The organism is Uruburuella suis (assembly GCF_004341385.1).
In the GTDB taxonomy this organism is placed as follows: Bacteria; Pseudomonadota; Gammaproteobacteria; order Burkholderiales; family Neisseriaceae; genus Neisseria; species Neisseria suis.
Window position 1 is genome coordinate 47527 of record NZ_SLXE01000006.1, and the last position, 22785, is coordinate 70311.

The 22785-nt window shown below is 53.9% G+C and carries 20 protein-coding genes; 14 read left to right on the top strand and 6 right to left on the bottom strand.

The window, feature by feature from the left end; all coding sequences use genetic code 11:
• Positions 1-39 precede the first annotated feature (39 nt).
• The 4 genes from EV680_RS03370 to EV680_RS03385 all read left to right on the top strand — a co-directional run bounded on the left by EV680_RS03370 (position 40) and on the right by EV680_RS03385 (position 3432).
• Entirely contained in the window at positions 40-1422 is a 1383-nt protein-coding gene (locus tag EV680_RS03370; RefSeq protein ID WP_243650328.1) for an MFS transporter, read from the top strand.
• A 3-nt stretch (positions 1423-1425) separates the two neighbouring features.
• Positions 1426-1923, top strand: coding sequence for a single-stranded DNA-binding protein (locus EV680_RS03375; protein ID WP_132953213.1), 498 nt, complete (start codon positions 1426-1428; stop codon positions 1921-1923).
• A 271-nt stretch (positions 1924-2194) separates the two neighbouring features.
• Positions 2195-2671, top strand: a complete 477-nt coding sequence (greA, locus tag EV680_RS03380; RefSeq protein ID WP_132953215.1) for a transcription elongation factor GreA — start codon at positions 2195-2197, stop codon at positions 2669-2671.
• Between the two features lie 317 nt (positions 2672-2988).
• Positions 2989-3432, top strand: coding sequence for a DUF4149 domain-containing protein (locus EV680_RS03385; RefSeq protein WP_132953217.1), 444 nt, complete (start codon positions 2989-2991; stop codon positions 3430-3432).
• 69 nt (positions 3433-3501) lie between these two features.
• On the opposite strand, the gene yhbY is transcribed toward EV680_RS03385, so the two are convergent.
• Positions 3502-3783: a ribosome assembly RNA-binding protein YhbY gene (gene yhbY / locus EV680_RS03390; RefSeq protein WP_132953219.1), complete on the bottom strand. Its 282-nt coding sequence runs from the start codon at positions 3781-3783 to the stop codon at positions 3502-3504.
• Between the two features lie 109 nt (positions 3784-3892).
• On the opposite strand from yhbY, the gene EV680_RS03395 reads away from it, so the two are divergent.
• The 7 genes from EV680_RS03395 (at position 3893) to EV680_RS03425 (ending at position 12375) form a co-directional block, all read left to right on the top strand.
• Positions 3893-4513: an RlmE family RNA methyltransferase gene (locus EV680_RS03395; RefSeq protein ID WP_132953221.1), complete on the top strand. Its 621-nt coding sequence runs from the start codon at positions 3893-3895 to the stop codon at positions 4511-4513.
• A gap of 66 nt (positions 4514-4579) precedes the next feature.
• Positions 4580-6634, top strand: a complete 2055-nt coding sequence (gene ftsH, locus EV680_RS03400; RefSeq protein ID WP_424580108.1) for an ATP-dependent zinc metalloprotease FtsH — start codon at positions 4580-4582, stop codon at positions 6632-6634.
• Positions 6635-6990: 356 nt separating this feature from the next.
• Positions 6991-7848: a dihydropteroate synthase gene (folP, locus tag EV680_RS03405; RefSeq protein ID WP_132953223.1), complete on the top strand. Its 858-nt coding sequence runs from the start codon at positions 6991-6993 to the stop codon at positions 7846-7848.
• A 183-nt stretch (positions 7849-8031) separates the two neighbouring features.
• On the top strand, positions 8032-9375 hold the full coding sequence (gene glmM, locus EV680_RS03410) for a phosphoglucosamine mutase (RefSeq protein WP_132953225.1): 1344 nt from the start codon (positions 8032-8034) through the stop codon (positions 9373-9375).
• 91 nt (positions 9376-9466) lie between these two features.
• Positions 9467-10159, top strand: a complete 693-nt coding sequence (locus EV680_RS03415; protein ID WP_132953227.1) for a DedA family protein — start codon at positions 9467-9469, stop codon at positions 10157-10159.
• A gap of 179 nt (positions 10160-10338) precedes the next feature.
• Positions 10339-11307, top strand: coding sequence for an agmatinase (gene speB, locus EV680_RS03420; protein WP_132953229.1), 969 nt, complete (start codon positions 10339-10341; stop codon positions 11305-11307).
• A 66-nt stretch (positions 11308-11373) separates the two neighbouring features.
• Positions 11374-12375 (top strand): asparaginase, encoded by a 1002-nt coding sequence (locus EV680_RS03425; protein WP_132953231.1) that lies wholly within the window; start codon positions 11374-11376, stop codon positions 12373-12375.
• A gap of 349 nt (positions 12376-12724) precedes the next feature.
• Here EV680_RS03425 and EV680_RS03430 read toward each other — a convergent pair whose 3' ends face one another.
• From EV680_RS03430 to ppnP, 3 genes are all read right to left on the bottom strand, one after another.
• Positions 12725-12991 (bottom strand): chaperone modulator CbpM, encoded by a 267-nt coding sequence (locus tag EV680_RS03430; RefSeq protein ID WP_132953233.1) that lies wholly within the window; start codon positions 12989-12991, stop codon positions 12725-12727.
• Between the two features lie 22 nt (positions 12992-13013).
• Complete coding sequence (locus tag EV680_RS03435; protein WP_132953235.1) at positions 13014-13976, bottom strand: DnaJ C-terminal domain-containing protein; 963 nt, start codon at positions 13974-13976, stop codon at positions 13014-13016.
• Positions 13977-14081: 105 nt separating this feature from the next.
• The gene (gene ppnP, locus EV680_RS03440) at positions 14082-14363 is read right to left on the bottom strand and encodes a pyrimidine/purine nucleoside phosphorylase (protein WP_132953237.1); all 282 of its coding nucleotides are present in this window, start codon (positions 14361-14363) and stop codon (positions 14082-14084) included.
• Positions 14364-14574: 211 nt separating this feature from the next.
• Here ppnP and EV680_RS03445 point away from each other — a divergent pair, with 211 nt between their 5' ends.
• Complete coding sequence (locus EV680_RS03445; RefSeq protein WP_132953239.1) at positions 14575-15309, top strand: IS1096 element passenger TnpR family protein; 735 nt, start codon at positions 14575-14577, stop codon at positions 15307-15309.
• A gap of 231 nt (positions 15310-15540) precedes the next feature.
• Here EV680_RS03445 and EV680_RS03450 read toward each other — a convergent pair whose 3' ends face one another.
• Positions 15541-17049, bottom strand: a complete 1509-nt coding sequence (locus EV680_RS03450) for a P-loop ATPase, Sll1717 family (RefSeq protein ID WP_132953241.1) — start codon at positions 17047-17049, stop codon at positions 15541-15543.
• Between the two features lie 55 nt (positions 17050-17104).
• A complete protein-coding gene (gene uvrA, locus EV680_RS03455; RefSeq protein WP_132953243.1) occupies positions 17105-19924 on the bottom strand; it encodes an excinuclease ABC subunit UvrA in 2820 nt (939 codons plus the stop codon).
• A 169-nt stretch (positions 19925-20093) separates the two neighbouring features.
• On the opposite strand from uvrA, the gene EV680_RS03460 reads away from it, so the two are divergent.
• Together EV680_RS03460 and EV680_RS03465 are read left to right on the top strand one after the other, a co-directional pair.
• Entirely contained in the window at positions 20094-21803 is a 1710-nt protein-coding gene (locus EV680_RS03460; RefSeq protein WP_132953245.1) for a SulP family inorganic anion transporter, read from the top strand.
• Positions 21804-21851: 48 nt separating this feature from the next.
• A complete protein-coding gene (locus EV680_RS03465) occupies positions 21852-22694 on the top strand; it encodes an aldo/keto reductase (protein WP_132953247.1) in 843 nt (280 codons plus the stop codon).
• The last annotated feature ends 91 nt before the right edge of the window (positions 22695-22785 follow it).

Genomic DNA, 22785 nt, shown 5'->3' on the forward strand with positions numbered 1-22785 from the left:
AGAAAGAATGAAGCAGGGCGGCGCAGATGGCAGGCACAAATGGCAAGCAAGCAACGCTCTCAGATGAACCCCGCCGAATGGCGCGCCAGCACCTCGTTGGCCGGCGTGTATGCGCTGCGCATGCTCGGCATGTTTTTGGTGCTGCCGGTGCTGGCGCTTTATGCCGCCACGCTGCCCGGCGCGGAAAACAACAAAGCACTCATCGGCCTGGCCATGGGTGCCTACGGCCTCACGCAGGCTGTGTTGCAGCTGCCGTTGGGCATGGCTTCGGATAAATTCGGGCGCAAAAAAGTGATTTATGCGGGGCTGCTGGTGTTTGCGGCGGGCAGCTTTATGGCCGCCTCGGCGCAAACGCTGGAGGCTTTGGTGCTGGCGCGTGCCATTCAGGGCGCGGGCGCGGTGAGCGCGGCGGTGACGGCGCTTTTGGCAGACCTCACCCGCGAAGAAGTGCGCACGCGGGCGATGGCGATGATAGGGCTGAGCATCGGCCTCACTTTTTCGGTGAGCCTCGTGGCCGCGCCGCTTTTGTCAGGCCTAATCGGCGTGGGCGGTTTGTTTGTGCTCACCGGTGTGCTTACCTTGATCAGCATTGCCGTGGTGGCGTGGGTAACGCCCAATCCGCAACAATCCAAGCTGCATGAAGATGCCCAAGCGCAGCCCGCCCGCATCAGCGAAGTGCTGGCCGATCGACAGCTTTTGCGGCTCAATTTCGGCATTTTTGCGCTGCATGCGGCGCAGATGGCGCTTTTTGTGGCGCTGCCTTTTGCCTTGGTGGGCGTGGGGCTGGAAAAAGTGCAGCATTGGCAGGTGTATCTGCCTGCCACGCTGGCCGGCTTGGTTTTGATGGTGCCGTTGATTATCATCGGCGAAACGCGCAATAAGCTTAAGCAGGTGTTTGTCGGCGGCATTGTATGTATTGCGGCGGCGCAATTGGGGCTGCTGTTCGGCCTGCATTCGCTGTGGCTGATTTTGGCGAGCCTGGTGGTGTATTTTATCGGCTTCAATGTGCTCGAAGCGAGCCTGCCCTCGCTGGTGTCGAAAATCGCGCCATCCGATTTAAAAGGCACGGCCATGGGCGTGTATAACACTTCGCAGTCGCTCGGGCTCTTTGCCGGCGGCGCGCTGGGCGGCTTGCTGTTTCAGCATTACGGCTTTAGCGGCGTGTTTACTTTTTGCAGCGCCTTGATGCTGCTGTGGCTGGCGTTGGCGGCGGCTGCGCCGGCTCCGCGGCCGGTAAAAAATATCACCTTGGCGGTGTCTGCCACTTGGCACGGACGCGAAGATGATTTACAGTTTGCGCTAATTGCGCTCTCGGGCGTGGAGGCGGTTAAGTTGAGCGCCGACAAGCAAACCGTGTATATCAAGGCCATGCAAAAAGGTTTTGACGAAGCCGCCGCTAAAAAAATTATTTCAGGAGCTTAAACCATGTCAGTGAACAAAGTGATTCTGCTCGGCCGTCTCGGCCGCGACCCCGAAGTGCGTTATATGCCCAACGGCGAGGCCGTGTGCAATTTCAGCATCGCCACCAGCGAAACGTGGAACGACCGCAACGGCCAACGCCAAGAGCGCACCGAGTGGCACAACATCACCATGTATCGCCGCTTGGCCGAAATCGCCGGCCAATATCTGAAAAAAGGGCGTGAAGTGTATATCGAAGGGCGCATTCAAAGCCGCAAATACACCGGCAAAGACGGCATCGAGCGCACGGCTTACGACATCATCGCCAACGAAATGAAAATGGTCGGCCCGCGCGAAGGCGGCGGTGCTGCGCCTTATGACGACGGCGGCTATCAGCAGGCCGCGCCGCAGCAAAACCATTATCAGCCCGAAGCGCCCGCAGCCGCGCCTGCTGCGCCGCGTCGCCAGGCACCGGCTGCGCCTGCTGCCGCCGTGGACGATATCGACGACGATATTCCGTTTTAAATTGGCGTTTTAGTTTTGCCGCCGCCGTTTCAAGCCCGGTGCATCGGGTTTCAGACGGCCACACATGCGCTGAGTCTGCATCTGTCTGAGCGAAATCAAAGATTGCCGCGCTTGGCAGATGAAAAGCAGTTTAAACCATTGCCATTTTAGCTGTTTTTGATACAATAGCACCTAATTTAGAGCGAAACCAGCAAGCCGCCATCCATCGGGCGGCTTGCATTTTTATTGTAATCATCGGGTGAAACCACCCTTTGCGGAGAATTGAGACATCATGCAGAAAATCCCGTTAACCGTACGCGGCGCGGAGCTTTTGAAAGCAGAATTGCAGCACCTGAAAAGCGTAGCGCGTCCCGAAGTGATTGAAGCGATAGCCGAAGCGCGTTCGCATGGCGATTTGTCGGAAAATGCCGAATACGAAGCGGCCAAAGAGCGCCAAGGCTTTATCGAAGGGCGCATTGCCGACGTGGAAAACAAACTTTCGCGGGCGCACATCATCAACCCGGCCGATATTCATGCCGAGGGCAAAGTGGTGTTTGGCGCCACGGTTACGCTGGAAGATTTGGCCACCGAAGAAGAAGTGTGCTATCAAATCGTGGGTGAAGACGAAGCCGACATCAAGCAAAACAAAATTTCCATCGGCTCGCCGATTGCCCGCGCCCTGATCGGCAAAGTAGAGGGCGATGTGGCCGAAGTGCAAGCGCCCGGCGGCGTGCGCGAATATGATATTGTGGCTGTGCAATATATTTGATATGGCTATTTTGAAAGGCCGTCTGAAACGTTTATCGGTTTCAGACGGCCTTTTATCTTTATTTTGACGAGTGCAACCGACAATAAAGATATAGTGAGCTAAGTAAAAAAGCGGGGATTTATCATTAGCCGGTAAGTGGTTTATGCGTTTAAAATAAACAACGCAGATAGATACTTAAATCGAATGTATCAAATGGAACTATTTGACAATTATCGGTCTGATATGCATTAATTGAGCAATAAATGTTTCAAATGTTGAAATTATTGCGCTTTTTTGCAGCAGCAGGCATCACACATAAAATAAAAGCAGAGGGATAAATGAATAAATTGGCAGCCGTGTTGGCGGGCATGTGGTTGGGTTTGCAGTTGGGCATCGGCTATGTGGCCGTGCCGGTGCTGTTTCAGCATATGGGTAAAATGGAAGCCGGCGCCATGGCCGGCAGCATGTTTGATTTTGTGGCCTACACCGGCCTGGCGGTGTGGCTGCTGCTTTATTTTATCGGCCGCCATGAATTGGGGCGCAGCCTTATGCGCAGTAAAACCAATAAATTCGTGTTGCTGCTGCTCTCCTTGCTGGCGGTAAACCAATTTCTGGTTACGCCGGTGATTGCAGCGCACAAAAGCGGCGGCAGCAATTGGCTGCTCTCCTTGCTGGGTGGCTCTTTCGGGCAATGGCACGGCACTTCCAGCGTGATTTATATGCTGTGCAGCTTGTTGGCGCTGGGCTTGGTGTTTCGTTTGCTGAAGCTGGATTGGCATTGAGTGTGAAATAATACCCAATAAGAAAGGCCGTCTGAAACATTCAGACGGCCTTTTGCATGCAATAAAATTTTACAATTCAGGGTTTTTACGCCACAAAACCAAGAGCTTGCCGATGTGTTGCACCAATTGCGCATCCACGGCATCGCACAAGGCTTGGCACATTTCCACGCGCTCGGCGCGGTCGTCGCCCAGCACGCGCACTTTAATCAGCTCGTGGGCGGTGAGGGCGGCATCGGTTTCTTTAATCACTGAATCGGTGAGGCCGTGTTGGCCGATCATTACCACCGGGCTTAAATGGTGGGCGCGGGCTTTAAGCGCCAGCAAGTCTTTGGTGCTGAGGGTGTCGGTCATGATATTTGCTGCTGTGTGTAAAGATTAAAGGCGCATTCTACGCGAATTGCCGCCGCGCGTGGAGAAAATAACGTACAATAACACCTTTGTTTCAACGGCATGATTATCTATGGCGGTGCGTTCCAAATCTTCCAAAGCCTGGCTCAACGAGCATGTTAACGACCATTATGTGCATCAGGCGCAAAAAGACGGTTATCGTGCGCGCGCGGCTTACAAGCTTTTGGAAATCAACGAGAAAGACAAATTAATCAAGCCCGGCACGGTGTTGGCCGATTTGGGCAGCGCACCTGGCAGCTGGTCGCAAGTGGCGGCGCAATTGGCCGGCGGGAGCGGGCGCGTGTTTGCGCTGGATATCCTGCCGATGGATGAAATCGCCGGTGTGTCGTTTATTCAGGGCGATTTTCGGGCAGAGGGCGTGTTGGCCGAGTTTGAATCTTTGCTCGGGCAGCGCGCTTTGGACCTTGTAATTTGCGATATGGCCCCCAATATGTCGGGCAATGCCGTAACCGATCAGGCGCGCAGCTTTTATTTGTGCGAATTGGCGCTGGATTTTGCCGCAGCGCATCTCAAAAGCGGCGGCAGCTTTTTAGTGAAAGTGTTTCAAGGCGCGGGCTATCAGGAATATATGGCCGCTATGCGCGAAGTGTTTGGCGTGGTGCAAACCCGCAAGCCCGAAGCCTCCCGCAATCGTTCCAGTGAGGTTTATTTATTGGGCAAAAATAAACGCTGACAATGCCGACAGCCTGATTTACAATCCGTTTTTTCTTTTCTACCCTTTGTATTGGAGCCTGTTTCAGTGGGGAATACCGTTAAAAATCTATTGGTCTGGCTGGTTTTGGCTGTGTGTTTGATGGCGGCGTTTAACGCCATCACCGATAAGCAGGAAAGCCAGCAGCAGATCGAATATTCGCAATTTATCGACCAAGTCAACCAAGGCGATGTGGCCAGTGTCAACATCGAAGGCTCGGTGGTGAGCGGCTATTTGATTAAAGGCGAGCGCACAGACAAGAGCCAGTTTTTCACCAATGCCCCGCTGGACGACAATTTGGTGCAAACGCTGCTGGATAAAAAAGTGCGCGTAAAGGTTACGCCTGAAGACAAACCCAGCATGTTTACCAGCCTTTTGTTCAGCCTTTTGCCGGTGATGCTTTTGATTGGCGCATGGTTTTACTTCATGCGCATGCAAAGCGGCGGCGGTGGCAAGGGTGGCGCATTTTCATTCGGCAAAAGCCGCGCCAAGCTCTTGGATAAAGACACCAACACTGTGACCTTCGCCGATGTGGCCGGTTGCGATGAGGCCAAGGAAGAAGTGCAGGAAATCGTGGATTACCTCAAAGCGCCCAACCGCTATCAAAGCCTCGGCGGCCGTGTGCCGCGCGGTATTTTGCTGGCCGGCAGCCCCGGCACCGGCAAAACTCTGCTCGCCAAAGCGATTGCGGGTGAAGCGCAAGTGCCGTTTTTCAGCATCTCCGGCTCGGATTTTGTGGAAATGTTTGTCGGCGTGGGCGCCAGCCGCGTGCGCGATATGTTTGAGCAGGCCAAGAAAAATTCACCCTGCATCATCTTTATCGACGAAATTGATGCCGTCGGCCGCCAGCGCGGCGCCGGTTTGGGCGGCGGCAACGATGAGCGCGAGCAAACGCTCAACCAATTGCTGGTGGAAATGGATGGCTTTGAAAGCAGCCAAACCGTGATTGTGATTGCCGCCACCAACCGCCCCGATGTGCTCGACCCGGCCTTGCAGCGCCCCGGCCGTTTCGACCGCCAAGTGGTGGTGCCGCTGCCCGATATCCGCGGCCGCGAGCAGATTTTGAATGTACATGCTAAAAAAGTGCCGCTGGATGAATCGGTGGATTTGAAAACGCTGGCCAAAGGCACGCCCGGCTTTTCCGGCGCCGATTTGGCCAACTTGGTGAACGAAGCGGCGCTCTTTGCCGGCCGCCGCAACAAGATCAAGGTGGATCAAAGCGATTTTGAAGATGCCAAAGACAAAATCTATATGGGTCCCGAGCGCCGCTCGATGGTGATGCACGAAGATGAAAAACGCGCCACCGCCTACCACGAATCCGGCCATGCCATTGTGGCCGAAAGCCTAGAAGGCACCGACCCTGTGCATAAAGTTACCATTATGCCGCGCGGCCGTGCGCTCGGCCTCACCTGGCAATTGCCGGAGCGCGACCGCATCAGCATGTATAAAGACCAAATGCTCAATCAGATTTCGATTCTGTTTGGCGGGCGCATTGCCGAAGATTTGTTTGTCGGCCGCATTTCCACCGGCGCATCCAACGATTTTGAGCGCGCCACCCAAATCGCCCGCGAAATGGTCACGCGCTATGGTATGTCCGACAAAATGGGGCCGATGGTGTATGGCGAAAACGAGAGCGAAGTGTTTCTCGGCCGTTCGGTAACGCATTCGCAAAATGTTTCCGAGCACACCATGCAGCAAGTGGATGCCGAAATCCGCCGCATTCTCGACGAGCAATATGCCGTGGCGCGCCAAATTTTGGACAGCAGCCGCGATAAAATGGAAACCATGACCCAAGCCTTGATGGATTGGGAAACCATCGATCGCGACCAAGTGTTGGAAATCATGGCAGGCAAGCAGCCCAGCCCGCCGAAAGACTACAGCCACAATATCCGCCAAGACAGCGGCGAGGGTGATGATGAATTGCGCCCGGCCGCACCGGTTGAGGCAGGCTACGAAGAAGTGCCCGCAGCAGGCGAATCGGATGTGCGTCCGCTGGAGCCGACCATAGGTCCCGAAGCCGATCCGCAGCCGGGCAACAGCCATAATGCCGGCGATGTGCTGGCCGGTGGTGAAGGCCGTCCGAATCAGGGCGATAAAATCTAAGCTGTTTTTCTGCAACGGCAGCCGCAAGGCTGCCGTTTTTGCGCAAGGCCGTCTGAAAGCATAGCAAGCTTTTCAGACGGCTTGAGGCCTTGCAAAACACCCCTTCCGTCGCTCCTGCGCAGGCAGGAGCCCAGCCTGAAGCGCAGCTTCAGTAGTCGGTCAGGTAGTAGCCATCAAAATATTAGAAATCAAGTATTTGATTTTATAATAAGTTTTTCATTTTCAGAAAAGTGTGAGAAAAGCAAAGCGCTGCTTTGCACTGGGCACCCGCCTGCGCGGGTGCGACAAATATCTGGTTTTTCAAAGGTCTCGGCCTTTATAATGCCTGTCGATCAGATTCAACCCAAGGACAAATCATGGCAACCTGCCAATGGCAATGCGGCCGCTTCACGCTGGATTTGAGCGCACCGAAAATCATGGGCATCGTCAACATCACGCCCGATTCATTTTCAGACGGCGGCACTTATTCGGCCAGTGTTCAGACGGCCTTAGCACATGCGGAAGCCTTGCTGGAAAGCGGGGCGGATATTCTCGATATCGGCGGCGAATCCACGCGCCCGGGCGCGGCTGCGGTGTCGGCGCAAGAAGAATGGGCGCGTGTGCAGCCGGTGCTGGAAGAGTTGGTGAAATGGCAAGTGCCGATCAGCCTCGACACACGGCGCACGGCAGTGATGCAGCAGGCACTGGCACATGGCTATGCCGACATAATCAACGATGTGTCGGCGCTAAGCGATGAGGGCGCTATCGGGCTGCTGGCGCAACAGGCGCACACCGGCATTTGCCTGATGCATATGCAGGGCATGCCCGAAACCATGCAGCAGAGTCCAAGCTATCAAGATGTGGCAGAAGAAGTGTTGCGTTATCTCAACGAGCGGGTGGCGGCCTGCGAAGCGGCAGGCATTGCGCGCGCGCGGCTGGTGCTCGACCCGGGCTTTGGCTTCGGTAAAACGCTGCCGCACAATATTGCGCTGATGCAGCATTTGGGCAGCTTGCTGCGCGGCAGCGGCCTGCCGCTGCTTATCGGCGTGTCGCGCAAGCGCATGATAGGCGATTTAAGCGGCGAACAAGATGCGGCTGCGCGCGTGCACGGCAGCGTGGCTGCGGCGCTGGCGGCGGTGGCGCGCGGTGCGCAAATCGTGCGTGTGCACGATGTGAAAGCCACTGCCGATGCGCTGAAAGTGTGGCAGGCCGTGGGTGTGTTTGAGGCCGTCTGAAAGCGGGCATACCGTTTGTTGGATTAAGCGGCCTGAAATCGCAAACTTATGCCGAAAAATAGTTTATACATGACAATGGCAAATTGCGGCCAACCTTGGCCGCACGACCGAAAAACCTTGTAAACCGCTGGCTCGTGCAGCCTTGCTGCTTTACAATGTAAACCAAGTTTGAATGGAGCAGATATGGCAAAAAAATATTTTGGCACCGATGGTGTGCGCGGCGAAGTCGGCCAATTTCCGATTACCCCTGATTTCGTGTTGAAGCTGGGCTATGCGGCCGGCCAAGTGCTGGTGCAGCATGATGACGAACACCGGCCGACTGTGTTAATCGGCAAAGACACGCGCATTTCAGGCTATATGCTCGAAGCCGCGCTGGTGGCGGGTTTTACCGCAGCCGGCGTCAACGTGATTCAAACCGGCCCGCTGCCCACGCCGGGCGTGGCCTATCTCACCCGCGCGCTGCGTTTGGCCGCCGGGGTGATGATTTCTGCTTCACACAATGTGTATTCCGATAACGGCATCAAATTTTTTGCCGAAGGCGGCGTGAAATTGAGCGATGCCATCGAGCTGGAAATCGAAGCCAAATTGGCCGAAGAAATGCAAACCCAGCCTTCTTCACACTTAGGCCGCGCCCGCCGCATCAATGGCGCGGACGACCGCTATATCGAATTTTGCAAATCCACTTTCCCCGGCCATCTCGATTTGCGCGGCCTCAAATTGGTGGTGGATACCGCCAACGGCGCGGGCTATCATGTGGCACCGAAAGTGTTTCACGAATTGGGTGCGCATGTGGTGGCTATCGGCGCCGAGCCCAATGGCTACAACATCAATGAAAAAGTGGGCGCCACCCACCCGAAAGCCTTGCAGGCTGCTGTGTTGCAAAATGAAGCCGATTACGGCATCGCGCTTGACGGTGATGGCGACCGCCTGATGATGGTGGATAAACACGGCAAGGTTTACGATGGCGACAGCCTGATTTATGTGATTGCCAAAGCGCGCGCCAAAGAGGGCGTGGCCATCGGCGGCGTGGTGGGCACGGTGATGACCAATATGGCGATGGAATTGGCCTTGCAAGAGCAGGGCGTGGCTTTTTGCCGCGCCAAAGTGGGCGACCGCTATGTGCTCGAGCAGCTGCATCAGCGCGGTTGGCTGATCGGCGGCGAAGCCAGCGGCCATATTTTGTGTATGGATAAACACAACACGGGTGACGGCATTATCTCGGCTTTGCAGGTGCTGGCCGCCCTGCGCACGCTCAAGCAGGATTTGGCCACGGTGTGCGCCGATTGGCAGCCTTATCCGCAAACCATGATTAATGTGCGCATCCAAAAAGGCCAAGATTGGCAAAGCGTTTCCAAAGAAGCGCTGGCTGCGGTCGAAAAAGAGCTGGAAGGCAAAGGGCGCGTGGTGCTGCGCGCATCGGGCACCGAGCCTGTGGTGCGGGTGATGGTGGAAGCGCGCCAGACCGATTGGGCGCAGCAAGGCGCCGAGCGCATTGCGGCGGCCATCACCGGCGGAACGGCCAAATAGTTTCAGACGGCCTATGTCGAGGCCGTCTGAAACCGATTCATACAACCAATTCATACAATCATAAGTTGAAATAATTCAGGAACAAGCCTTTATGCTGTCGCTGTTAGAAGCATTCTTCACTCAATACGGGTATGCCGCGGTTTTCTTCGTGCTGGTGGCTTGCGGCTTCGGCGTGCCGATTCCTGAAGACGTTACTTTGGTAGCCGGCGGGGTGATTTCCGGCCTGGGCTATGCCAATGTGCACATTATGGTGGCGGTGGGCATGCTGGGCGTGCTGGTGGGCGACGGGTTGATGTTTACCGCCGGGCGCGTGTTTGGCCACCGCATTTTGAAAGCCCGCTTTGTGGCGCGGGTGATGACGCCCAAGCGCTATGCGCAAGTGCAGGAAAAATTTGATAAATACGGCAACCGCGTGTTGTTTGTGGCTCGCTTTCTGCCCGGCTTGCGCACGCCGATTTTCATCACGGCCGGCATCAGCCGCAAAGTGTCTTATCTGCGCTTTTTGATGATGGACGGCCTGGCGGCGCTGATTTCCGTGCCGGTGTGGGTGTATTTGGGCGCTTATGGCGCGGAAAACACCGATTGGCTGATGCAGAAAATCCACCAGTTTCAATACGGCCTGTTTGTGCTGATCGGCATTGGCGCGGCGGTGTTGGGCTATTTTTGGTGGAAAAAGCGCCAGCGTTTGCGCTTTTACCGCGAGCATCTGCGCGAATTGCGGGCTCAGCGCAAGGCAAAAAAAGCGGTGCGCAAAGCCGCTGAAAAATCAGCTGCCAACAAATAGGTTTTCAGTGTTATGCAAAGGTTTTCAGGCCGTCTGAAAACCTTTTTGGTTTCAGACGGCATCGGATAACTTATGGATGATGCTGCGTTTCTTTAGAAAAAACTACCGCTGCCAGTTACCGAGAAGACCCTTGCGCCAAATGGCTGAATACATTAACCGAACCCGATAGAGGCAAAACCATGACCGAAAAAATCTATGGCGATGGCGCATTCCGCCGCGAATCGCTGCAAGGCTCCACCATTGAAAACACTTATGCCGGCGCATTGTCGTTTATGCGCCGCCGCTACACACGCGATTTGAGCGAAGCGGATGTGGTGGTGTCGGGCGTGCCGCTCGATTTGGCCACCACTTTCCGCCCCGGTGCGCGCCTGGGGCCGGCGGCGATTCGCGCTGCCAGCGTGCAGCTGGCCGAATTGAATCTTTTCCCGTGGGGCTTTGATCCGTTTGACGATTTGGCGGTGATCGACTACGGCGATTGTTGGTTTGACGCGCACCAACCGTGGACCATACGCGAAACCATCAAGCAGCACGCGCTGGACATCATTCAAAACAGCCATGCCAAAATGCTCACCTTCGGCGGCGACCATTTCATCACCTATCCGCTGTTGCAGGCGCATGCCGAAAAATACGGCAAACCTTTGAGCCTCTTGCATTTTGACGCCCATTGCGACACTTGGCCCGATGATGCGCCCGAATCGCTCAACCACGGCACCATGTTTTACAAAGCGATTAAAGACGGCCTGATCAACCCCGCCACCTCGGCACAAGTGGGCATCCGCACTTGGAACAGCGATTTTATGGGCATGAACATGCTATTTGCGCCGTGGGTGAATGAAAATGGTGTGGAAGCCACCGTGAAGCGCATTTATGAAATCATCGGCGATAATCCGGTTTATCTGACGTTTGACATTGATTGCCTCGATCCCGCGTTTGCGCCGGGCACCGGCACGCCCGTGCCCGGCGGCCTCAATTCGCACACCGCGCTGGGCATTATCCGCAGCTTGGGCGATTTGAATATCGTGGGCATGGATGTGGTGGAAGTGTCGCCCGCTTACGACAATGCTGAAATCACCGCCATCGCCGCGGCGCATGTGGCCGCCGATATGCTGTGCCTGATGCGCAATAAAAAAGTGGCCGGCAAGCTTTAATGTTAATCAGGCCGTCTGAACCTTTTTCAGACGGCCTGATTGGTATTGTGCAAGGCAGAGAAAAACATGACCCGCAAACAACGCATTTTCGTGCTCTACACCGGCGGCACCATCGGCATGAGCCAAAGCAGCCAAGGCCTGCGCCCCGATGTGGCGCTGGTCGGCAAAGCTTTGCAGCCCTTTTCAGACGGCCTTCAATTCGATTGGCATGTGTGCACACCTTTAATTGATTCATCGGCGCTCACCCTGCAAAACTGGTGCGACTGGTTGGCGCTTTTGGTGGAAAAAATCCCGCACTACGATGGTGTGCTGGTGCTGCACGGCACCGACACCTTGGCCTACAGCGCCAATCTGCTGGCGCTGGCTTTGCAAGGCTTGGATAAGCCCGTGGTGCTTACCGGCGCACAATGGCCGTTTGACAGCGAGGGCAGCGATGCGCCGCTGAATCTGGCCACCGCTGTGGCCGCATTCAGCCTGCCGGGCTTGCGCGAAGTGGTGCTGGCTTTTAACGGCAAACTTTTCCCCGCCGTGGGCAGCAGCAAAATCAGCACCGAAGCCGCCGAAGGCTTCGGCAACGCCCATTTCGGCTCGCTTGGCGCATGGTCGGCGGCGCAAGGCTGGCAGCCGCAGCCTGAATTTGCGCCGCCACCCGCTGCGGATAAGGCCGCTTTGCACGCGCTGCCGCTTGGTTCACAAGCCAAAGTGTTGTGTCACACGCTTATTCCCGGTTTTTCAAGCGAAGCCGTGGCGGCGAGCCTGCAGCACACACCGGCGCGCGCCGTGGTGCTGCAAAGCTACGGCCACGGCAATGCGCCGGCCGATGGCGCGTTTATCGAAGCCGTGCAAGCCTTCACCGCGTGCGGCGGCTTGCTGCTCAACATCAGCCAAGTGCCGCAAGGCCGCGCCGCCGCCGTGTATGCCCAAGGCGATGCGCTGCGGCAGGCCGGCGTGATCAACGGCGGCAAAGCCAACTTGGAAACCGCCACCGCGCTGCTCACCTTGGCCGTGTCGGGCGGCTGGAATGCCAGCCGGGTGCAGCAGCAATTGCAGGCGCTGAAATTGTGTTAACGCCGCTGAATGGTTTTACCGGTTTGTATGGATAGAATCGATAGAATAGGCCGTCTGAAAAAGTGTTCAGACGGCCTTTGCCAAACTCAAGCCTGTTTTCATGCTCACGCAAGCGGGTAGGTTGGGTTGAAAACCCAACAAATCCACAAGCCGTTTGGAACGTTGGGTTTATCAACCCAACCTACGCCGTTGCAAAATGCAGTTTTGTGTCACTTTTTCTTGCATTTCACTATATATTAACGTAGCTAAATGGTTTTGCCGGTGTGCATGGATAGAATTGATAGAATAGGCCGTCTGAAAAAATGTTCAGACGGCCTTTTTGTATGGTTGTTGCACCATCTTGCGGCGGTTAATTATGCAGCTTGCGCAATTCTTCCAATTCGTCCAGCAGCTCTAAAATCAGCGCGGCGGCGGCGGCGCTGGCGTCGAAATCGCGGTGCAGGCGGCGGGCGCGGCGTACGCGGGCGAGTTGGTAGCCGCTGAAGGTGGCCAAATGCGGCTCGCCGCTGATGCTGATGGCGTTTTCTTCAATCAGGCTCACCACCCATTGGCGGTCGTTGTCGCAAGCGTGCACCAGCTCTTCAAAGCTCAATTGCACATCGTATTCTTGGTTCATGGGCTTATCCTTTCTTTGCGGCTCAGCGTTTGCCGGCATAATGTGCGGCCAATTGCTGCCAAGCGGCTTTGTCGGCTTCGCTTTCGGCTTGGGGCAGCACGATATTGATGTTTAAATATAAATCGCCCGGTGTTTTGGCGGGAATGCCTTTGCCTTTGAGGCGCAGGTTTTGGCCGGGGCGGCTGCCGGCGGGCAGGGTAACGCCCAAAGTGCCGGCAATGGTGTTGACCTCGATTTTGCCGCCGAGCACGGCTTGCCAGGGCATCACATCGATGCGTTGGTAAACGTCTTTTTGGTTTTTCACATAAAGATCGGCGCTGTCGTGAAAGCGGATTTTTAAGTATAAATCACCGGGTTGGCCGCCGTTAAAGCCCGGTAGGCCTTGGCCGGCGAGGCGGATTTGCTGGCCTTCGCCTATGCCTTTGGGGATTTTCACATTCAGCGTTTTGCGCGTGTAGGCCATGCGGCCTTCGGGCGTGAGCGTGGGCATATCGAGCGAGAGGCTGCGCTCGGCGCCTTGATAGGCGGCGGCTATATCAATGCTTAATTCGGCATGTTGATCGTCGCCCTTTATCGGCCCTTCGGGCTGGCGGCGCTGCTGGCGGTGGCCGGCTTGGCCGAAGGCGGAGAAAATATCGTCGAAGCGGAAATCGCCGCTGCCGAAAGGCTGGCCGTCGCCGAAGCGGCCTTCAAAACCTTGGAAATCCTGGTTGCCGTAGAAATCGTGTGCGCCGCCATAGCCGCCTTGCTGCTGCGCCTGCCCGGCAAAGGGGTTGTCCAGCATGGCATCGTATTCGGCGCGTTTTTCAGGATCTTTCAGCGTGTTATACGCTTGGTTGATTTCGCTGGTTTTCTCGTCGGCATCTTTATCTTTGCACACATCGGGGTGATATTGGCGCACCAGCTTGCGGTAGACTTTTTTGATGTCGGCCAGGCTGGCATCGCGGCTCACGCCGAGCACTTCGTAATAATTTTTTTCAGGCATAAGAGATTCTCCAAAATAAACGGCTCAGCCAAATTGTGCGCCATAAAGCGGCTTTAAAGCAAGTGGATAAGGCCGTCTGAAAAACTTTTCAGACGGCCTTATCAATTAGGCGTAGGTGCAGAAATAAGCCGTGTCCACCGCCACCTGCAAATGAAATTCCTGATGCGCGGCCACGGTGAAGCGCTCGCCCGCAGCAAAAGTTTGCCAAGCCGCTTCGCCCGGCAATTTCACCGTGAGCGCGCCGCTGATGATGCTCATGGTTTCAAACTGGCTGGTGCCGAATGTGTATTCACCCGGCTGCATCACGCCCACGGTGGCGGGCAGCGTGGCGGTTTGCAGCGCGATAGAAGTCACTTTGCCATCGAAATATTGGTTGACTTTCAACATGGGTTTGCCTTTGTACAATAGATGATAAACGGTGATTTTGTGGCGTGGCGGCGGATTTGTAAAGTGTGTCGGCGCCATGCCATTCAGCCCAGTGGTTGCACATGCCGAACATGGCTTGATAAAAAGCGTTCAGACGGCCTTTGGGCTTGTGGCGGTGGCAAGAAAACGTTATCCTTCTGCATCTTTCATCTGAATATTGGAAAGCACTGTGATGGCTGAAAAAATCACCATGTACCGTTTCAAAGTGTCGCTGATCGGCTTGCACGAGCAGCCGATCGGCAAGCTGCACCGCATTATCGATGTGGCCGGCAATGCGCCGTTTGTGGTTTTGCACGAGCTGATTTTCGAAGCTTTCGATCGCTTCGACCCGCATCTGTTTAAATTTATGCTCACCCGCAAAGAGGCCAAAGGTGGGCGTGCCCTATTTAATTGCCCCGAAGAAGTGGGCGATTTGGAATTTGCGCAGGATTTCGGCGATGAAGGGCGCACGGTGCATGATGTGTTTACCTACACGCTGGATGAAGCCGGCCTGAAAGAAAAAGACTTTATCTATTATTGGTTTGACTTCGGCGACGACTGGCTGCACCGGCTCAGGCTGGAAAAGATTTTCCAGATTAACGATGATGATGCCGAGAGTAAAGGTTGGTATGCCGAGATCGTCAAAAAAGTGGGCGACTCACCGCCGCAATACGATGAAGACAGCATGTGGGAAGGCGATAGCGAAGCGGCACAAAGCATGCGCAAAATCGGCTTGCTGCTGGTGCTGGCCGACCCGCAAACCAACAGCCAGGTTAATTGGGGCGATTTGGTGGAAGAGGGTGTAGCCGATCTGCTGGTTGAAGAAGGCTGGGTGCTGCCCGGTAAAAAAAGCAGCGATGCCGTGGCCTTAACGGCCAAAGGGTTGAAAGAGGCGGCGAAAATCAAGCTGATGATCGGAGAGGATTAAGGGTAGGGTGCAATAAAAGGCCGTCTGAAAGATTTCTTTCAGACGGCCTGAGTTTTTTATATGCGAAATTCACTGTTTGATGGGTGAGGTTATTTTAAAGCAAGTGTGGCACAGTTGTTTGGGTTGAGAGCAGGTTGCCGGCGGGAGGCTTAAACCCACCCGAAGAACGCGTGTGTGCCATAGGCACGCACGCGGTTGGTGGGGTGATGCAGGCTACAGCTTGCTACGACTTTAACTGGATTGGAGTTCTAAATTATTAGCAATTGCATATTTTATTTTAGGGTCTACTACTTGATATAAAGAACCACCCTGTTTTTTTTCTGGAACTAACTTAATTAGGTTGATTCGTTCCATTCCTACAACATAGTTATTGGCAGAAGTGCCAGATGTTTTTGCGTCTTTGGATAATTGGTTTTTAGTAAATTTAAAATCGTCTTCCTTCAAATTATTTATTTGTATTAAATGATTAAAATACTTATAAATATCCATGCTGTCTTTCCTTGCATTTGATTTTTTAGGATAATATTCATAATAGTTAAATTCTTTAACGAAAGAGTCAATCCCTTCTGTAATTGCATTATCTGTTAATTTTGAGTTCGGGTTTATTTTAAACTGTTGTTTGAATATTTCATAAATTATTTTCCATAAATCTCGTGGGTTATTATTGGACATTTCTAGAATTAATTTTATTTTTTCATTAGTACAATCAAATAAATCAGATATCTTTGTTTTATTATTAGAGTATGATTCTAAACGTTTTTCTAGAATTGATTTCAACTGAGTTGTATCCCAGCTTAATGTCTCAGTAGTTAATTTTTGAGTTCTAATCTCAGATTTAATGTGATTAAACGGAGGACTCCAAGTGAATAATAATGTGTATAAATTTACTTCATTAATTAATAATCTATTGTCTTGAGCAATAGGTTTTATAAAAGTAGATATTTTTTCTATATCATTATCTAAACGATTATCTTCATCAATTTTATCTAGCACAAGATATATATTTTTAAATTTTGATTTATTAATTAAAGTGCAAATTTCTTTTAAATCATCAAAGCTACTTCGTTGCGGGTCTTGTATAAATCCTGTATCAATTTCATAATTTAATTTTTTAAAATACTCATTTGAAATTTCGGGAGGAGGTAATGCTGCAAAATGTCTAGAAACAGAATCAGATAAAATTTGAATAGCTGCTTTCAAGCCGTAGTTGAGAATACCTCTAAAAAAATTAAATGTATTAATACTATGTCGTTTAATAAAGTGATGCTGTATTTTTGCTATTTCTTCCGATAATTGTTTATATGTAGAAGAAAGAGTATATTCATTCTTAAACCTAGATAGCTTTATTCTATCTACCTTGCTATAGTCCCACAATAAGGTAGAATTAGATACTAAATTAAAGAAAAAACTTGAGGAAATTTGCTTAATTAAAAATTTATATAAGTCATCAGATGTATAGTTAAGAGGTAGTGAAGCAAAATCTGTTATATAAATAACCAAATTTGCATCAGAAGATTTTAAGTTTTTAACTAATTTATAGCTTAGGGCAGTTTTTCCTGTTCCTCGCTCTCCCGAAACAATAGCTGATGAGGTTTTAAGCCCATTGACTATTATGGAGTAATTTATAGGTTCCACATAATATGAATCTAGTTGTTCTTTTTCTGCTTCAGCATTAGCTCGTTGAAAAGGAAATTCCTGAAAATTAAATTTTTTGTAATATTCTTCAAATGTAATTTGCATGATAACTTTCGTAGTATTGTGCTTTCGTATTAATTATTATTAAATACTGAATATTTTAAGTTTGTAATATTCCTTTCAAGTACTTCCCCGTATAACTTTTCTTACTCTTAACCACTTCCTCCGGCGTCCCCTTAGCAATAATCTTGCCGCCGCCATCGCCGCCCTCAGGCCCCAAGTCGACAATATAATCCGCTGTTTTAATCACATCAAGATTATGCTCAATAATCACAATCGAGTTGCCTTTGCCTTTCAGACGGCCTATCACTTCCAATAGCAATGCAATATCGGCAAAGTGCAGGCCGGTGGTGGGTTCGTCGAGGATATAGAGGGTGCGGCCGGTGTCGCGTTTGGAGAGCTCAAGCGCGAGTTTGACGCGTTGGGCTTCGCCGCCGGAGAGGGTGGTGGCGGATTGGCCGAGGCGGATATAGCCCAAGCCCACGTCCATCAGGGTTTGCAGTTTGCGGGCGACGGTGGGCACGGCGTCGAAGAATTCGCGGGCTTCTTCTACGGTGAGGTCGAGCACTTGGCTGATGTTTTTGCCTTTGAATTGCACTTCGAGCGTTTCGCGGTTGTAGCGTTTGCCGTGGCACACTTCGCAGGGCACATACACATCGGGCAGAAAGTGCATTTCCACTTTGATTACGCCGTCGCCCTGGCAGGCTTCACAGCGGCCGCCTTTGACGTTAAACGAGAAGCGGCCGACGCTGTAGCCGCGCTCGCGCGAGAGGGGCACGCCGGCGAAGAGTTCGCGGATGGGTGTGAACAGGCCGGTGTAGGTGGCGGGGTTGGAGCGGGGGGTGCGGCCGATGGGGGATTGGTCGACATTAATCACTTTGTCGAGCTGCTCGAGCCCGGTGATGGCTTCATAAGGGGCGGGCTCTTCGCTGGCGCGGTTGAGCTCGCGGGCGGTGATTTTGGCCAGGGTGTCGTTGATGAGGGTGGATTTGCCGCTGCCGGACACGCCGGTGATGCAGGTAATCAGCCCCAATGGCAATTCGAGGGTGACGTTTTTAAGGTTGTTGCCGCGCGCGCCTTTGAGCACCAGCATGCGCTCGGGGTTGACGGGTGTGCGCACGGAGGGCACGGCGATGGCGGTTTTGCCGCTTAAGTATTGGCCGGTGATGGATTCGGCGCAGGCGGCCACTTTTTCGGGGGTGTCGGCAATCAGCACGTTGCCGCCGTGCTCGCCGGCGCCGGGGCCCATGTCGATGACGAAATCGGCTTCGCGGATGGCGTCTTCATCGTGTTCGACCACAATCACGCTGTTGCCCAAATCGCGCAGGCGCTTGAGGGTGGCGAGCAGGCGGTCGTTGTCGCGCTGGTGCAGGCCGATGGAAGGCTCATCGAGCACATACATCACGCCGGTGAGGCCGCTGCCGATTTGGCTGGCGAGGCGGATGCGCTGGGCTTCGCCGCCGGATAAGGTGTCGGCGCTGCGGCTTAAGTTGAGGTAATCGAGGCCGACGTTGATCAAAAATCCCAGCCGCTCGGTGATTTCTTTGAGGATTTTTTCGGCGATTTGCTTTTTGTTGCCTTCCAAATCGAGGTTTTCAAAAAATTGGTGGCTGCGGGTGAGCGGCCAGGCGGAAATTTCGTGCAGCGGCTCTTTGCCCACATACACATAACGCGCTTCTTTGCGCAGGCGCGCGCCGCCGCATTGCGGGCAGGCGCGGTGGCTTTGGTATTGCGCCAATTCTTCGCGCACGGTGGGCGAATCGGTTTCGCGGTAGCGGCGCTCGAGGTTGGGCAAAATGCCTTCAAAAGCGTGTTCGCGGTTGAAGGTGGTGCCGCGCTCGGATAAATAGCGGAATTCAATCACTTCTTTGCCCGAGCCGTGCAGCACTACTTTTTGGATTTTTTCAGGTAGCCCTTCAAACGGCGCGTTCACATCGAAGCCGTAATGTTTGCCGAGCGACTGAATCATTTGAAAATAAAACTGGTTGCGTTTGTCCCAGCCTTTGATTGCGCCCGAAGCCAATGATAATTCGGGGTGCATCACCACGCGCTCGGGGTCGAAAAAATTCATGCTGCCCAAGCCGTCGCAAGTGGGGCAGGCGCCGACAGGGTTGTTAAACGAAAAGAGGCGCGGCTCCAGCTCTTGCAGGCTGTAAGAGCATACGGGGCAGGAAAAAGTGGCGGAAAACCAATGCTCTTCGCCGCTGTCCATTTCCATCGCCAGCGCGCGGTCGTTGCCGTGGCGCAGCGCGGTTTCAAAGCTTTCGGCCAAGCGCTGCTTGATGTCATCTTTCACTTTCACGCGGTCGATCACCACGTCGATATTGTGTTTGATGTTTTTTTCAAGCTTGGGCACTTCATCGAGCTGATACACTTCGCCGTCTACGCGCACGCGCGCAAAGCCTTGTGCCTGCAAGTCGGCAAACAAATCGGCAAATTCGCCTTTGCGCTCGCGCACGGCGGGGGCGAGTATCATCACGCGCGTGTCTTGCGGCAGCTTCAGCACGGCATCCACCATTTGCGACACGGTTTGGCTGGTGAGCGGCAAATCGTGGTCGGGGCAATAAGGCGTGCCCACGCGGGCATATAAAAGGCGCAGATAATCGTGGATTTCGGTAACCGTGCCCACGGTGGAGCGCGGGTTGTGGCTGGTGGATTTCTGCTCGATGGAAATGGCGGGCGAGAGGCCTTCGATTAAGTCGACATCGGGTTTGTCCATCATCTGCAAAAATTGGCGCGCATAGGCAGACAAGCTTTCCACATAGCGGCGCTGGCCTTCGGCATATAAGGTGTCGAACGCGAGCGAAGATTTGCCGCTGCCCGACAAGCCGGTGACCACCACGAGCTTGTGGCGGGGAATATCGAGGTCGATATTTTTCAGATTGTGGGTGCGTGCGCCGCGTATTTTGATGGTGTCCATGGTGTGAGGCCGTCTGAAAGCGAATTGAACATTATAGCATTTTTGCGTGGGCAAATAGGGTTTCAGACGGCCTGCTTGATTCAGCCGCACCTTTATTTCTGCGCTGCATCAAGCACAATGGCGTGCAAATAAATTATAATTAATTTTTACCTTATTTAACTGGCCGGCCATGAAATTCACCACCCGCTTCCGCCCCAAGCTGTTTGAGCTGGGCAAGGGCTATAGCAAAGAGCGCTTTTTCAAAGATTTGGGCGCGGGGCTTACGGTGGCGGTGGTGGCGCTGCCGCTGGCGATGGCGTTTGCGATTGCTTCGGGGCTGAAGCCGGAAGCGGGCTTGTTTACCGCCATTATCGCAGGCTTGCTGATTTCGCTTTTCAGCGGCTCGCGCGTGCAGATCGGCGGGCCCGCCGGCGCGTTTATCGTGATTGTGTATGGCATTGTGGAGCAATACGGCGTGGGCGGGCTGCTGCTGGCCACGTTTATGTCGGGCGTGATGCTGTGGATGATGGGCTTTTTGCGCATGGGCATATTGATTAAATTTATTCCCGTGGCGGTGATTATCGGCTTTACCAACGGCATTGCGGTGCTGATCGGCTTATCGCAGATTAAAGATTTTTTCGGCTTGCAGATAGAGGGCAAAATGCCGGCGGAATTTTTCGCGCTGCTGCAAACCTTGTGGCAGGCGCTGCCCACGTGGAACGGCCAGGCTTTGGGCGTGGCTTTATTGTCGCTGGTGATTATTGTCGGCTGGCAGTGGCGCATGAAAAAAACGGCGCAGTTGAGCGAAAAAGCCGGCCTGCTGCCGCGCATGTCGGGCTCGCTGGCGCTGATACCCGGCTCGATTGTGGCGCTGGTGGCGGCCACGCTGGCGGTGCAGTTTTTCGGGCTGAATGTGGAAACCATCGGCAGCAAGTTTAACGGTATTCCACAAGGCTTGCCCGAATTCACCGTGCCCACCTATAGCTGGGAAGCGGTGAAAGGTTTGTTTTTACCGGCTTTGACGCTGGCGCTTTTGGGCGCGATTGAGTCGCTTTTGTGCGCGCGCGTGGCCGACAGCATGATACGCGACAAACACGATTCCAATCAGGAATTGCTGGCGCAGGGCTTTGCCAATATGGTGGTGCCTTTCTTCGGTGGCATGCCGGCCACCGGCACCATCGCCCGCACGGTAACCAACATCAAAAACGGCGGCAACAGCCCGGTGGCCGGCATTGTGCACGCGCTCGCCTTGCTGGTGGTGGTGCTGGTGGCGGCACCTTTGGCGCAATATATTCCGCTGGCGGCTTTATCGGCGATTTTGATGTTTGTGGCGTGGAATATGGGCGAATGGCGCGAATTGGTGCGCTTGCGCACTTTCCGTCTGCCTTATCGGGTGATTTTGCTATCGGTGTTTGTGCTCACGGTAGTGGTGGATTTAACCGTGGCGGTGGAGGTGGGCATTTTCTTTGCCTGCTTTATCTTTATTTATCGGATTTCCAGCCTTTCCACCGCCGAGCCTGCGCAATTGCCCGATAATTTCGCCAGCAACGGCGTGGCGGTGTATAAGCTTACCGGCGCGCTCTTTTTCGGCGCGGTGCAGTTTATCGAAAGCTTGCTCGTGAATGTGCCCGAGCGGGCGCTGGTGCTGGATTTTTCCAGCGTGATTTATATTGATTCATCGGGCGAAGAATCGCTGGAAGAATTGCTTGAGCTTTATCAGGAAAAAGGCATTCCGATTTTGGTTTACGGCCTGCGCCAGCAGCCGCGCGATTTGCTGCTGCGCACTCGCTGGCTGCCGCGTTTGGGCGGGCAGCATGTGTTTGGCGATATGGAAAGCCTGCGCCGCTATCTGGAAAAACTCGATAAGCGCGGTATTGAAAAAAATGCCGGCGCAAGGTAGGGTTGGCCTTGCTTCACTCAATACCACTCAACAAGAAAGGTGCTTGGCATGAATATCGTTCACCCTGTGTTCACCCTCAACAGCGGCCAAGGCATGCCGGCCGTGGGCATGGGCACTTACAAGCTCAACGGCCGCGAGGGCGTGGCTTCGATGCTCGAGGGCATCACCAACGGCTACCGCCTGCTCGATTCGGCGTTTAATTATGAAAACGAAGGCAGCGTGGGCGCGGCGGTGCGCGAGTGCGGGCTGCCGCGCGGCGAATTGTTTGTTACCTCGAAGCTGCCCGGCCGCCATCAGCGCTATGCCGAAGCGGTGAGCACCATCGAAGAATCGCTCTACCGCACCGGCCTCGATTATCTCGATTTATACCTGATTCACTGGCCTAATCCGCGCCAAAATCTTTATGTGGAAGCTTGGCAGGCGATGATAGAAGCGCAGCAAAAAGGCTTGCTGCGCTCGATTGGCGTGTGCAATTTTCTGCCCGAACACATCGAGCGGCTGATGGCCGAAACCGGCGTGTGTCCGGCGGTGAACCAAATCGAGCTACATCCTTTTTTTCCGCAAGATGAAGCACTGGCTTTCCACCGCCGCCACGGCATCGCCACGCAGGCGTGGAGCCCGCTGGGACGCAAAAGCGATTTGCTGCAAAACCCGCTGATTGCCGACATCGGCGCGCGCTTGGGCAAATCGGTGGCGCAAGTGGTGTTGCGCTGGCAGCTGCAACACGGCGCGCTGCCGATACCGAAATCATCCAACAGCGAGCGCCAGCGACAGAATCTGGCGGTGTTTGATTTTGAATTGAGCGCCGACGATATGGCCGCCATCGCCACGCTGGCCAAGCCCGACGGCCGTTTGGCCGGGCAGGATCCGGCGGTGTATGAAGAGTTTTAACGATAAAGGCTCAAGGCCGTCTGAAATCAAGCTGCACAGTCAGCAAGCTTTTCAGACGGCCTTTTTTCAGACGGCCTCAAGCCTTTGCAAA

Excerpts from the sequence above, each read along its gene's own strand:
- EV680_RS03460 (WP_132953245.1), top strand. The coding sequence starts at position 20,094 with ATGAAATTCACCACCCGCTTCCGCCCCAAGCTGTTTGAGCTGGGCAAG.
- EV680_RS03445 (WP_132953239.1), top strand. The coding sequence starts at position 14,575 with ATGGCTGAAAAAATCACCATGTACCGTTTCAAAGTGTCGCTGATCGGC.
- EV680_RS03450 (WP_132953241.1), bottom strand. The coding sequence starts at position 17,049 with ATGCAAATTACATTTGAAGAATATTACAAAAAATTTAATTTTCAGGAA.
- EV680_RS03435 (WP_132953235.1), bottom strand. The coding sequence starts at position 13,976 with ATGCCTGAAAAAAATTATTACGAAGTGCTCGGCGTGAGCCGCGATGCC.
- yhbY (WP_132953219.1), bottom strand. The coding sequence starts at position 3,783 with ATGACCGACACCCTCAGCACCAAAGACTTGCTGGCGCTTAAAGCCCGC.
- glmM (WP_132953225.1), top strand. The coding sequence starts at position 8,032 with ATGGCAAAAAAATATTTTGGCACCGATGGTGTGCGCGGCGAAGTCGGC.
- greA (WP_132953215.1), top strand. The coding sequence starts at position 2,195 with ATGCAGAAAATCCCGTTAACCGTACGCGGCGCGGAGCTTTTGAAAGCA.
- EV680_RS03395 (WP_132953221.1), top strand. The coding sequence starts at position 3,893 with ATGGCGGTGCGTTCCAAATCTTCCAAAGCCTGGCTCAACGAGCATGTT.
- uvrA (WP_132953243.1), bottom strand. The coding sequence starts at position 19,924 with ATGGACACCATCAAAATACGCGGCGCACGCACCCACAATCTGAAAAAT.
- EV680_RS03465 (WP_132953247.1), top strand. The coding sequence starts at position 21,852 with ATGAATATCGTTCACCCTGTGTTCACCCTCAACAGCGGCCAAGGCATG.
- EV680_RS03375 (WP_132953213.1), top strand. The coding sequence starts at position 1,426 with ATGTCAGTGAACAAAGTGATTCTGCTCGGCCGTCTCGGCCGCGACCCC.
- EV680_RS03430 (WP_132953233.1), bottom strand. The coding sequence starts at position 12,991 with ATGAACCAAGAATACGATGTGCAATTGAGCTTTGAAGAGCTGGTGCAC.
- EV680_RS03425 (WP_132953231.1), top strand. The coding sequence starts at position 11,374 with ATGACCCGCAAACAACGCATTTTCGTGCTCTACACCGGCGGCACCATC.
- EV680_RS03370 (WP_243650328.1), top strand. The coding sequence starts at position 40 with ATGGCAAGCAAGCAACGCTCTCAGATGAACCCCGCCGAATGGCGCGCC.
- EV680_RS03415 (WP_132953227.1), top strand. The coding sequence starts at position 9,467 with ATGCTGTCGCTGTTAGAAGCATTCTTCACTCAATACGGGTATGCCGCG.
- speB (WP_132953229.1), top strand. The coding sequence starts at position 10,339 with ATGACCGAAAAAATCTATGGCGATGGCGCATTCCGCCGCGAATCGCTG.
- folP (WP_132953223.1), top strand. The coding sequence starts at position 6,991 with ATGGCAACCTGCCAATGGCAATGCGGCCGCTTCACGCTGGATTTGAGC.
- ppnP (WP_132953237.1), bottom strand. The coding sequence starts at position 14,363 with ATGTTGAAAGTCAACCAATATTTCGATGGCAAAGTGACTTCTATCGCG.
- EV680_RS03385 (WP_132953217.1), top strand. The coding sequence starts at position 2,989 with ATGAATAAATTGGCAGCCGTGTTGGCGGGCATGTGGTTGGGTTTGCAG.